The organism is Microbacterium sp. HMWF026, assembly GCF_003061325.1.
GTDB lineage: Bacteria > Actinomycetota > Actinomycetes > Actinomycetales > Microbacteriaceae > Microbacterium > Microbacterium testaceum_E.
This window is the reverse complement of sequence record NZ_QAJB01000023.1, coordinates 1-11,453: the sequence shown is the minus strand read 5'-3', so window position 1 is coordinate 11,453 and position 11,453 is coordinate 1. Positions and strand designations below refer to the sequence as shown.

Genomic DNA, 11,453 nt, shown 5'->3' with positions numbered 1-11,453 from the left:
GCGCGGCGGCGGGGGATCGGGTACTGTAGAGCTCAAGCCAAAGACCGTCGGTCATCGTCGTGCTCGCATGTCGATCGAAGCGTCTGCTGAAAAGCAGGGGACCTACGCAGGTAAACGAAACTCTTACGAGCTCCGTGCGCCTGCGCCGGAGCTCTTCTTTTTTGTCCGGACCCCGGTGTCTTCGGCCGGCGCCCCGCCTCCGCGGAGCGCCTCGTTCACACAAGGAGTGGCCATGGCGCAGAAGGATGCATCGGTCGCCGAGCTCACGAAGAACTTCGAGAACTCGACCGCCGTTCTGCTGACCGAGTACCGCGGTCTGACGGTTGCCCAGCTCAAGCAGCTGCGCAACGACATCCGTCAGGACGCGGATTACGCCGTGGTGAAGAACACGCTGACCAAGATCGCCGCGAACAACGCGGGGGTCACGGGACTGGACGACGAGCTCAAGGGCCCGTCTGCCATCGCGTTCGTGCACGGCGACCCTGTCGCCGTCGCGAAGAGCCTGCGTGCCTTCGCCAAGGCTAACCCTCAGCTCGTGGTGAAGGGCGGCTACTTCGATGGCGCCCCCCTGTCCGCGGATGAGGTCAACAAGCTCGCCGATCTCGAAAGCCGTGAAGTCCTGCTGGCGAAGCTCGCCGGTGCGATGAAGGCGACGATGACCAAGGCGGCATACGTCTTCCAGGCGCTTCCGTCGAAGGCCGTTCGCACGGTCGACGCGCTGCGCGAGAAGCAGGACACCGCGGCCTGACCCGGCCCGGCTGATTAACCCGATCAAGGAGATACAACATGGCTAAGCTCAGCACCGAAGAGCTGCTCGACGCGTTCAAGGAGCTCACGCTCATCGAGCTGTCCGAGTTCGTCAAGGCGTTCGAGGAGACCTTCGACGTCACCGCCGCCGCCCCCGTGGCCGTGGCCGCAGCCGGCGCTGCCGGTGGCGCCCCCGCCGAAGAGGTCGAGGAGAAGGACTCGTTCGACGTCGTCCTCGAGGCCGCCGGTGACAAGAAGATCCAGGTCATCAAGGTCGTCCGCGAGCTCACCTCGCTCGGCCTCGGCGAGGCCAAGGCCGTCGTCGACGGTGCCCCCAAGGCCGTGCTCGAGGGCGCGAACAAGGAGACCGCCGAGAAGGCCAAGGCTGCCCTCGAGGAGGCCGGCGCCTCGGTGACCCTGAAGTAATTTCAGCAACACCGTCGCTTTCCGCGATACCGAAGACCCGGATGCCACTGGCATCCGGGTCTTCGTCGTTTCCGGGCCTCGATGTCGATGGGGGAGGGCAGGTCGAACAGGAGCTGGGACGCGGTGTCACCCGATGAGGGACCGATGTTCACCGGATCGAAATAAAGAAGTCTGGGAAAAGGGTATGTGGATCGTTTACGGTCGTTGAGACCCCCCGTCGATCCCCCCACCTCCGACGTCGCCTTGCGCACGCCGGTCCCTGGAGACCCATGCCTTCCGCTGCTTCGCGCGTGCCCGCACGCCGTTTCACGACCGCACTGAGCGCCGCTCTCGGCGTCGCTCTGCTCGGATCCGCTCTCGTCCCGCTTCCGGCTTCGGCCGCGGTCGGTTCGAAGGTGGTGATCAACGAGGCCTACTTGAAGGGTGGGAGCGCGAACGCGTTCTACACGAACAAGTTCGTCGAGCTCTACAACGCCGGCGACACCGCTCAGGACCTGAGCGGCTGGTCGCTGCAGTACCGTGCCGCCACGTCGACGACGGCGCCCAACGCCGCCAACACCCTGCCGCTGACCGGATCGATCGCCGCGGGCGGGTATTACCTCATCGGCCTGACGAGCAATGGTGAGAACGGCGCCCCCCTGCCGACGGCCGACATCACGAGCACCGGCCTCAACCCCGGGGGTGAGCGCGGACAGCTGGTCCTCGCCAACGTCGCCGAGTCGCTCGCCCTCCCGGCGGGCAACGTCTCGGACGGTCGCGTGGTCGACTTCCTCGGGTACGGCACCGCCACCACCTTCGAGACGGCGGCAGCCGCGGTCACCGGTGGCAACAGCACCCCCAACGCTCTCGTGCGCACCGGCTTCGCCGACACGAACGACAACTCCGCCGACTTCACGAACACCACGACGGTGACCCCCCAGGGCTCGGGCGGCTCCACTCCCGCGCCGACCCAGAGCCCTAGCGCTTCGCCGTCGCCGACGCAGAGCGCCAGCCCCTCGCCCACGACCGCCCCCACCCCGGGGGTCGTCACGCCGATCCGCGACATCCAGGGCACCGGCGCCACCACCCCCCTCGCGGGACAGACGGTCACGACGCGCGGCGTCGTCACGGCCGCCTACCCCACGGGCGGGTACAACGGCTTCTTCATCCAGACCCCGGGCACCGGGGGAGTCCTCGACCCCGCCACGCACCGCGCCTCGGACGCCGTCTTCGTCTACGGATCCGCCGCGACCGCGAAGGTGAAGATCGGCGAGCACGTCGAGGTGACGGGAACGGCGGGCGAGTTCTCGGGTCAGACGCAGATCACGACGGATGCCGCCTCGGTCACCGTCCTGACCGAGCAGGCCGAGGCCGTGACCCCGGCGCAGGTGTCGTGGCCCAAGACCGACGAGGAGCGCGAGCGCTTCGAGGGAATGCTCCTCGCGCCGCAGGGCGACTTCACCGTCACCAACAGCTACTCGACCAACCAGTACGCCGAGGTGGGGCTCGCCGCGGGCACGACGCCGCTGCGCACGCCCACCGACGTCGCGCGTCCCGACTCCCCGGAGTACGTCGCCGCGGTGGCCGACAACAACGCGCGCGCCGTCATCCTCGACGATGGTGCGTCCATCAACTTCTTGAACAGGGCGAACCAGGGCATCCCCCTGCCCTACCTCTCGCTGACCGAGCCGGTCCGCGTGGGCGCGCCCGTGACGTTCACCGGGCCCGTCATCCTGGACTACCGCAACAACGCGTGGAAGTTCCAGCCGACGACCCAGCTGACCGTCGACAACGCCGAGACGGTCCAGCCGGCAACCTTCGCGAACACTCGCACTGCGGCGCCCGCTGCGGTGGGCGGCACCGTGAAGATCTCGAGCTTCAACGTGCTGAACTACTTCACCACGACGGCCGAGAGCGTCGGCTGCACCTCGACGTACAAGGACCGCGAGGGAAACCCCGTCACCGCCGACACGTGCCCCGCCCCGGGCCCGCGCGGTGCCGCGGACGCCGCGAACCTGAAGCGTCAGCAGGACAAGATCGTCGCCGCGGTCAACGGCCTGGGCGCGGACGTGGTCTCGCTCGAAGAGATCGAGAACTCCGCGAAGTTCGGAAAGGACCGCGATGCGGCCCTGTCGACGCTGGTCGGCGCGCTGAACGCCGCGGCCGGTTCGGAGCAGTGGGCCTTCGTGCCCTCGCCCGCCGCACTGCCGGCCACCGAGGACGTCATCCGCACCGCCTTCATCTACAAGAAGGCCGTCGTCGCCCCCGTCGGCGACAGCGTGATCCTGGACGATGCGGCGTTCCGCAATGCCCGCCAGCCGCTCGCCCAGGCCTTCGCCCCGGTCGGCTCGCCGGATGCCAAGATCCTCGCGATCGTCAACCACTTCAAGTCGAAGGGCGACAGCAACCCCAAGGCCACCGGCGACAACGCCAACGGCATCCAGGGCGCCTTCAACGGCGACCGCGTCCGTCAGGCCGACGCTCTCGGGAAGTTCGCGCAGGACCGTGCCGCGGCCGTGGGCACCGAGGACGTCTTCCTGCTGGGCGACTTCAACTCCTACGCGCAGGAGGACCCGATCGAGAAGCTGCGCCAGTACGGCTTCGAGACGCTGGAGGCGGGAACGGGCAAGTACTCGTACTCGTTCAGCGGGCAGTCGGGTTCGCTCGACCACGTCCTCGGATCCGCCTCGGCGCGCGAGCTCGTCACGGGTACCGACATCTGGAACATCAACGCCGTCGAGGCGCTGGCCCTGGAGTACAGCCGCTACAACTACAACGCGACGAACTTCTACGACGCCTCGCCGTACCGCTCCAGCGATCACGACCCGGTGGTCGTGGGTCTCGACCTGGGCGACACCGTCACCCCGATCAACCTCGTCGGCATCAACGACTTCCACGGTCGCATCGACGCCAACACGGTGAAGTTCGCGGGAACGGTCGAGCAGCTGCGCGCCGAGTACGGTGACGCCAACTCGCTGTTCCTCTCGAACGGTGACAACATCGGCGCCTCGGTCTTCGCCTCGTCGTACTTCGAGGACGAGCCCACCATCGACGTGCTGAACGCGCTCGACCTGGCGGCCTCGGCGACGGGCAACCACGAGTTCGACCAGGGCGCCACCGACCTGACCGGTCGCGTCTCGGACCGCGCCGACTTCCCCTACCTCGCCGCGAACGTGTTCAAGGACGGCAAGCCCCTGCTGCCCGAGTACGCGATCTTCGAGGTCGACGGCGTGCGCGTCGGCGTCATCGGAGCCATCACGGAGTCGACCCCGACGCTGGTCACGCCCTCCGGCATCCAGGGGATCGAGTTCCGCGAGCCGGTCGCCGAGGTCAACCGTGTCGTCGCCGAGATCGACGACCAGGTCGACGTCATCGTCGCGCAGTACCACGAGGGCTCCGGCACCGGGCAGAAGACCACGACCATCGAGCAGGCCGTCGCGGCGGGAGGCCCGTTCGCCGACATCGTGAACGAGACCTCTCCCGAGGTGGATGCCATCTTCACCGGTCACACGCACCAGCTCTACGCGTGGGACGCTCCGATCCCGGGACGCGAGGGCACCCGCCCGATCGTCCAGACCGGGAGCTACGGCGAGAACGTCGGTCAGATCGTCCTCGACGTCGACCGTGACGGCGACGTCGTAAACTACACCGCTCGCAACGTCGCTCGTCTCGTCCCGGCCGACAAGCAGACGGCCGCGCAGCTCGACACGCAGCTGATCGACACCTACCCCCGTGTGAAGGAGGTGTCCGAGATCGTCGCCGACGCCCGCCAGCGGGCCGACGTCGTCGGCCAGCAGCCCGTGGGCAAGGTCACCGCCGACATCACGACGGCCTTCAGCGGCGGTTCGTACGTCGACGGGGTCTACACCGGCGGTACCCGCGGCGACCGCACCAAGCAGTCCGCCCTCGGCGGCCTCGTCGCCGACGCCCTGCTGGATTCGCTCTCGGATGCCGACCGCGGCGGCGCGGAGGTGTCGTTCGTCAACGCGGGCGGTCTGCGCGAGGAACTGCTCTACGGCACCGACGGCGTCATCACGCTCGCCGAGGCGAACGCGGTGCTGCCGTTCCTGAACAACCTGTGGACCACCACGCTCACGGGTGACCAGCTGCGACGCGTCCTCGAGCAGCAGTGGGGCGACTTCGCCCAGCGCAAGGACGCGGCGAACCTGTCGCTCGGTGTCTCGGAGAACCTCCGCTACACCTACGACGCCTCGCGTCCGGCGGGCCAGCGCATCACCGGCATCTGGATCGACGGCGCCGCCGTCGACCCGGCCCACGGGTACCGCGTCGGTTCGTTCAACTTCCTGCTCGGCGGCGGTGACAGCTTCTCGGTCTTCGCCCAGGGCACCGACACCCGCGACTCGGGGCTCATCGACCGCGACGCGTGGATCGCCTACCTCGACGAGAACAAGGACCCGGGCCTGAGCCCCGACTTCACGGCACGGGGTGTGCAGGTCTCGACCCTCGCGCAGCCCGTCGCGGCGGGCTCGGACGTCAGCGTGACGGTCTCGAACCTCGACCTCACCTCGCTCGGGGCGCCGGCCAACACCTCCCTCGACGCCTCGTTCGGCGCGGCGGTGGCCTCGACCCGCGTCGCCGATCTCGTCGCCCCCACGGCGAACGCCTCGGCCCTGGCCGCCCCGGCGGCCAGGAGCGTCGCCGTCGTCGACGGCTCGGCGACGGTGACCGTGGGCGTTCCCGCGGACGCCAGCGGAACCCTGCAGCTGCGCCTGACGGCCCAGCCCACGGGGACGGCCGTGACGGTTCCGGTACAGGTCGCCGTCGCCGGTGACGGTGCGGGTACGCCCGGCGCCGGTGCCGGTCAGGGTGGCACGGGCCAGGACGGCGTGGGTCAGAACGGCACGGGCCAGAACGGCACGGGTCAGAACGGCTCCGGCGGGGCGGGCTCGAGCACCGGAGCGCTGCCGGTGACCGGTTCCGACACCGCGTGGATGGGTGCGGGCGTGCTCGCGGCCCTCGCGCTGCTGGGACTCGGACTGGTGGCCCGCCGACGGGCGACACGTCAGCTCGACTGATCGAGGAACATCGGAAGACCCCGGATGCCACGGCATCCGGGGTCTTCCGCGTTCGAGCCCGTCCTCAGTTCGACGCGCGCGGGGGAGCGGTCGAGGTGCGCACGACGAGACGCGTGTCGGCCTCGGTGCGCCACGACGGCTCACCCGTGCCCTCGATCATCGAGACCAGGATGCGCGTCGCCTCGACCCCCTGGGCCTCGGGGAACTGCTCGATGGTGGTGAGCGAGAACATCTCGGCGTAATCGTGGCCGTCGATCCCCACGACGCTGAGCTCGGTGGGCACCGAGATGCCCATGCGGCGGGCGGCGATGATGACCCCGATCGCGACCTCGTCGCACGCGGCGACCACCCCGGTGGGGCGCGACGCCGCATCGGCGAGGAAGGATGCCGCCGCGGCATAGGCGTCGGTGATGGTGAGGGTCGAGGGGACGTTGCGGATGCGCACGGCGAGGCCGTGGTCGTTCATCGCGTTGCGGTAGCCGATCGAGCGTTCGTCGACGTCCTTGGCCGGGGCGTCCGTCGGGGGCGTGCTGCCCACGAAAGCGATGTCGGTGTGGCCGAGGGCGATGAGGTGCTGCGTGATGATGCGCGTGATGGCGATGTTGTCGAGGCCGAGCGTGGGGACGCCCGTCAGGGCGTTGCCGATGCTGACGACCGGTTTGCCGATGTTGGCGAGGCGTTCCAGGTCGGCGTCGTCGGGCTCGAGGGCGACCGCGATGATGCCGTCGAATCGCTTGCGGGCGAGATAGGTCGAGTACAGGCTCTCGCGGTCGTTCGATCCGGGCTCGGCGACGTACAGCGTGACGTCGTAGCCCAGGGGGATGAGCGTGCGCTCCACGCCCTCCACGATCGAACCGAAGTACCAGCGGTTGACCTTGGGCACGATGAGGGCGATCGTCCGGGTGCGTCCGGTCGCCAGACTCACCGCGCTCGTCGAGGGTACGTAGCCCAGCGACGTCGCGGCATCGGTGACGCGTCGGCGCGTGTCGTCCGAGACGTAGCCGCCGCCCGTGAGAGCGCGGCTCGCCGTCGACTTGGAGACGCCGGCCAGGCGTGCCACATCGGCGATTCCGCTCATGCGTGATCTTTCTCGTCCCGCGTCGACGTCCGTGTCGACGTCGAAGAAGAGTATCCGATATTCCACAATCCTGGAACCGGTCCCGGGCCGTTTCGTCGTGCTTTTCGCGCGTATTTTCGCCCGTTATCGGTCCGTAACATGACACCGGTTGCGATGATTCGGAATTGCCTCTACGGTTACCTGGAATCGGTTCCCTACGGATCCGGTGCACCACAGAACTCAAAGAGGAGAGACCACATGGGTATGTCACAGCGGACCCGCCTGCTGGCGCCCGTCGGACTGCTGGCGGTCGGTGCGATCGCCCTCGCGGGCTGCGCCGAGGGCGACAGCAGCGGATCGAGCGGCTCAGGCGGCGGCGAGACCACGGTCCGCATCGCCGGCGGTATCACCGGCACCGAGGCCGACGCGCTGAACCAGAGCTTCGAGCAGTTCACCGCGGACACGGGCATCAAGGTCGTCTACACCGGCGACAAGAGCTTCGAAGGCAACATCGTCACCAAGGTGTCCGGTGGAGACGCCCCCGACATCGCGATCGTCCCCCAGCCGGGTCTGCTCAAGACCCTCATCGGCACCGGCGAGGTGCAGAAGGCGTCCGACGCCGTCTCGTCGAACGTCGACGAGTACTGGGGCGAGGACTGGAAGTCCTACGGCACCGAGGACGGCACGTTCTACGCCGCCCCGATGCTCGCCAACCTCAAGGGCTACGTCTGGTACTCGCCGGCGAAGTTCAAGGAGTGGGGCGTCGAGGTGCCCAAGACCCTCGACGAGCTCATGACCCTCACCCAGACGATCCAGCAGAAGACCGGCGCCGCTCCGTGGTGCGCGGGCTTCGCGTCCGACGCCGCCTCGGGCTGGCCCGGAACCGACTGGGTCGAGGACATGGTCCTGCGCCTGTCGGGTCCCGACACGTACGACAAGTGGGTCGCCAACGAGGTCAAGTTCACCGACCCCGAGATCAAGCAGGCCTTCGACGCGGTGGGCGACATCCTGCTCAACCCGAACTACGTCAACGCCGGCTTCGGCGATGTCCGCAGCATCAACTCGACCGCGTTCGCCGACGTGGCCGCCAAGGTCGCCGACGGCAGCTGCCCGATGACGCACCAGGCGTCGTTCCTGTCGGCCAACTTCCTGACGGTGACCAACGCCGCCGGCCAGACGCCCACGATCGCGCCCGACGGCGACGTCTACGCGTTCCTGACCCCGGGCGTCACCGAGGGCGAGCTCGCGGTCGAGGGTGGCGGCGAGTTCGTCGCGGCCTTCTCCGAGGACGAGAACGTGCAGAAGGTCGTGGAGTTCATGTCCACCCCCGAGTTCGCGGACGCCCGCGTCAAGCTCGGCGGCGTGATCTCGGCCAACAAGGGCGCCGACCCGTCGCTGGCCTCCAGCGAATTCCTCACCGAGGCGATGAAGACGCTGCAGGACCCGAAGACCACGCTCCGCTTCGACGCGTCGGACCTCATGCCGGCCACCGTCGGCGCCGGTTCGTTCTGGAAGGGCATGGTCAGCTGGATCGACGGCACGCCGACCGACCAGGTGCTCAGCGACATCCAGGCCGGGTACGACAACTAATTCACCCGATCACTGATGGGCCGTCCGCGACGCGGGCGGCCCATCAGGTCCATACTTCTATTCCGCCCCACGCACCACGCGGGCACTCATCGATGAGCACGAAGGCGTGTTCGGGAGGGACGTCATGACCGATATCAAGAACGCGGAGACGACGCCGTCGGCGTCGCCGCCGCCGTCCCGCGGTCAGGAGGTGCGCCCGCGACGCGGGTCCGCTTCCACCCGGCGGACCACGCTGCTGGTGGTCCTGGTGGGGCTCATCCTCGTGGTGGCGCTCTTCCTCTTCATGGTCACGCGGGCTCCCGCCGAGACCAAGCCCACCACCCTCGGCTTCTCGCTGAACAGCTTCTTCATCTGGCTCGGCGGCCTGAGCCCGATCGTGCAGATCCCGCTCGTGCTCGTCGTCTTCGGCGCCGTCGTGGGTCTGCTGCTGCTCCTCATCGAGTACGCCCCGCGCTCGGGCAAGGGCTACTTCTGGCTCCGCCTGATCGCGTGCTTCGCGATCCCCGTGCTGGCGTTCATGCTGCTGCGGCCCTACCAGAACGCCGTCGTCTACGTTCTCGGCATCGCGGTGATCCTCGGCGCGATCCTCTTCTACGCCGACTACCGCTCCCGCCAGGGCGCCGGGTACCTCTTCCAGCTGGTCCTCTTCGCCGCCCCGGCCGCGATCCTGCTGCTGATCGGCCTGGTCTACCCGGCCATCACCACCTTCTTCCAGTCGTTCTTCGACAAGACGGGCGACAACTTCGTCGGTCTCGAGAACTACATCTGGACCTTCACCAACCCCGAGGGGTTCTGGTCGGTCATCAACACCCTCATCTGGGTGCTGCTCGCCCCGACCATCGCCACCGCGATCGGCCTGGCCTACGCGGTCTTCATCGATCGGGCCGCGGGAGAGAAGTACCTCAAGGTGCTGATCTTCATGCCGTTCGCGATCTCGTTCGTCGGCGCCGGCATCATCTGGAAGTTCGTCTACGACTTCCGTCAGGGCGACCAGCTCGGCATCCTGAACGCCATCGTCACCGCGTTCGGGGGCCAGCCGATCTCGTGGCTGTCGGCCGCGCCGCTGGTCAACACGCTGCTGCTAGTCGTCGTCTTCATCTGGAGCCAGACGGGTCTGGCGATGGTCATCCTCTCGGCGGCGATCAAGGCGGTGCCGCCGGAGCAGAACGAGGCCGCCGAGCTCGACGGCGCGAGCGCCTGGGAGCGGTTCATCAACGTCACCGTCCCCGGCATCCGCTCGTCCCTCATCGTCGTGCTGACCACGATCGCCATCGGCGCCCTGAAGATCTACGACATCGTCGCCGTCATGACCGGCGGTCGCAACGACTCGACCGTGCTCGCCTTCGAGATGGTCAACCAGCAGCAGCGGTTCCAGAGCTACGGGCACTCCGCCGCTCTGGCCGTCGTGCTGTTCCTGTTCGTGCTGCCGCTGATCATCTTCAACGTGCGCCAGATCCGGAAGCAGAGGGAAGTGCGATGACCACCTCCACCGTGGTGCTCGAGCCCACCACCGACACCCGCTCGGCCCGTCAGGTCGCCCGCGACACCCGCAAGCACGAGGCGATGGCGCGCAAGCGCCTGACCTCGAAGGGGGCGACGATCGCCGCGATCGTCATCGCGTTCTTCTGGACGATCCCGACGTTCGGTCTGTTCATCACGTCGTTCCGACCGGGCTCGGACACGCAGTCCACCGGCTGGTGGACGGTGTTCACCGACCCGTCGTTCACGCTCGAGAACTACCGTCTCGCGCTGACGTCGGGTGGGACCGCCCTGACCCTCGCGCAGTCGTTCCTGAACTCGCTGGCCATCACCATCCCGGTGGTGCTGTTCGCCCTTGCGGTCGCCTCGCTCATCGCGTACGCATTCGCGTGGATCGACTTCAAGGGCCGGAACTTCTTCTTCATCTTCATCTTCGCGTTGCAGATCGTGCCTCTGCAGATGGCCCTCGTGCCGCTGCTGAGCCTGTTCTCGCGCGGGCTGACGATCAACGACGTCACGATCTTCCCGGGCTTCGATCTGCGCGGCGTGGAGCACAGCTTCGCGACGGTGTGGATCGCGCACGTGATCTTCGCGATGCCGCTGGCGATCTTCCTGCTGCACAACTTCATCGCCGAAATCCCGGCCGAGGTCATCGAGGCCGCGCGCGTCGACGGTGCCGGGCACGGGCAGATCTTCTTCCGCCTCATCCTGCCGCTCGCGGCGCCCGCGCTGGCGTCGTTCGCGGTGCTGGAGTTCATCTGGGTGTGGAACGACCTGCTGGTGGCGACGATCTTCGCGCCATCGTCATCGCTCCCGCTGACGCAGTCGTTGAACTCGCTGTCGGGCACCTGGGGCGACCAGTGGTTCCTGCAGTCCGCGGGAACGTTCATCTCGATCCTGGTTCCGCTGATCGTGTTCTTCCTGCTGCAGCGCTTCTTCGTGCGCGGTCTGCTGGCCGGAGCCACGAAGGGCTGAACCTTCCACGAAGAGGGGGCGCGGCATCCGCACGGATGTCGCGCCCCTTCTTCGTCGTTCCCGAGGCGCCCCTTCCGCGATAAACGCCATCCCTGCCGAGACACGCGCTGAGGCGGCGTGTCTCGGCAGGAACGGCGTTTATCGGAGGGATGCCGGCGGCCGGG

The 11,453-nt window shown here is 67.9% G+C and carries 7 protein-coding genes; 6 read left to right on the top strand and 1 reads right to left on the bottom strand.

Annotated elements, in window-relative coordinates:
• Window positions 1–232 precede the first annotated feature (232 nt).
• The 3 genes from rplJ to DBR36_RS01175 all read left to right on the top strand — a co-directional run bounded on the left by rplJ (window position 233) and on the right by DBR36_RS01175 (window position 6,188).
• Window positions 233–748, top strand: a complete 516-nt coding sequence (rplJ, locus tag DBR36_RS01185) for a 50S ribosomal protein L10 (protein WP_108317208.1) — start codon at window positions 233–235, stop codon at window positions 746–748.
• Window positions 749–786: 38 nt separating this feature from the next.
• Complete coding sequence (gene rplL / locus DBR36_RS01180) at window positions 787–1,173, top strand: 50S ribosomal protein L7/L12 (protein ID WP_108317207.1); 387 nt, start codon at window positions 787–789, stop codon at window positions 1,171–1,173.
• A gap of 290 nt (window positions 1,174–1,463) precedes the next feature.
• Window positions 1,464–6,188 (top strand): ExeM/NucH family extracellular endonuclease, encoded by a 4,725-nt coding sequence (locus DBR36_RS01175; RefSeq protein WP_258222501.1) that lies wholly within the window; start codon window positions 1,464–1,466, stop codon window positions 6,186–6,188.
• Window positions 6,189–6,252: 64 nt separating this feature from the next.
• Here DBR36_RS01175 and DBR36_RS01170 read toward each other — a convergent pair whose 3' ends face one another.
• Window positions 6,253–7,266, bottom strand: coding sequence for a LacI family DNA-binding transcriptional regulator (locus tag DBR36_RS01170; protein ID WP_108317205.1), 1,014 nt, complete (start codon window positions 7,264–7,266; stop codon window positions 6,253–6,255).
• Between the two features lie 237 nt (window positions 7,267–7,503).
• On the opposite strand from DBR36_RS01170, the gene DBR36_RS01165 reads away from it, so the two are divergent.
• The 3 genes from DBR36_RS01165 (at window position 7,504) to DBR36_RS01155 (ending at window position 11,289) form a co-directional block, all read left to right on the top strand.
• Window positions 7,504–8,835, top strand: a complete 1,332-nt coding sequence (locus DBR36_RS01165; RefSeq protein ID WP_108317204.1) for an ABC transporter substrate-binding protein — start codon at window positions 7,504–7,506, stop codon at window positions 8,833–8,835.
• Between the two features lie 124 nt (window positions 8,836–8,959).
• Window positions 8,960–10,315, top strand: a complete 1,356-nt coding sequence (locus DBR36_RS01160) for a carbohydrate ABC transporter permease (protein ID WP_375136041.1) — start codon at window positions 8,960–8,962, stop codon at window positions 10,313–10,315.
• A complete protein-coding gene (locus DBR36_RS01155) occupies window positions 10,312–11,289 on the top strand; it encodes a carbohydrate ABC transporter permease (protein WP_108317203.1) in 978 nt (325 codons plus the stop codon). The genes DBR36_RS01160 and DBR36_RS01155 overlap by 4 nt, the downstream gene beginning before the upstream one ends.
• The last annotated feature ends 164 nt before the right edge of the window (window positions 11,290–11,453 follow it).

What these genes read in the sequence shown, in the direction of transcription:
- rplL (WP_108317207.1), top strand. Translation starts at nt 787, where the DNA reads ATGGCTAAGCTCAGCACCGAAGAGCTGCTCGACGCGTTCAAGGAGCTC.
- DBR36_RS01155 (WP_108317203.1), top strand. Translation starts at nt 10,312, where the DNA reads ATGACCACCTCCACCGTGGTGCTCGAGCCCACCACCGACACCCGCTCG.
- DBR36_RS01165 (WP_108317204.1), top strand. Translation starts at nt 7,504, where the DNA reads ATGGGTATGTCACAGCGGACCCGCCTGCTGGCGCCCGTCGGACTGCTG.
- DBR36_RS01160 (WP_375136041.1), top strand. Translation starts at nt 8,960, where the DNA reads ATGACCGATATCAAGAACGCGGAGACGACGCCGTCGGCGTCGCCGCCG.
- DBR36_RS01170 (WP_108317205.1), bottom strand. Translation starts at nt 7,266, where the DNA reads ATGAGCGGAATCGCCGATGTGGCACGCCTGGCCGGCGTCTCCAAGTCG.
- rplJ (WP_108317208.1), top strand. Translation starts at nt 233, where the DNA reads ATGGCGCAGAAGGATGCATCGGTCGCCGAGCTCACGAAGAACTTCGAG.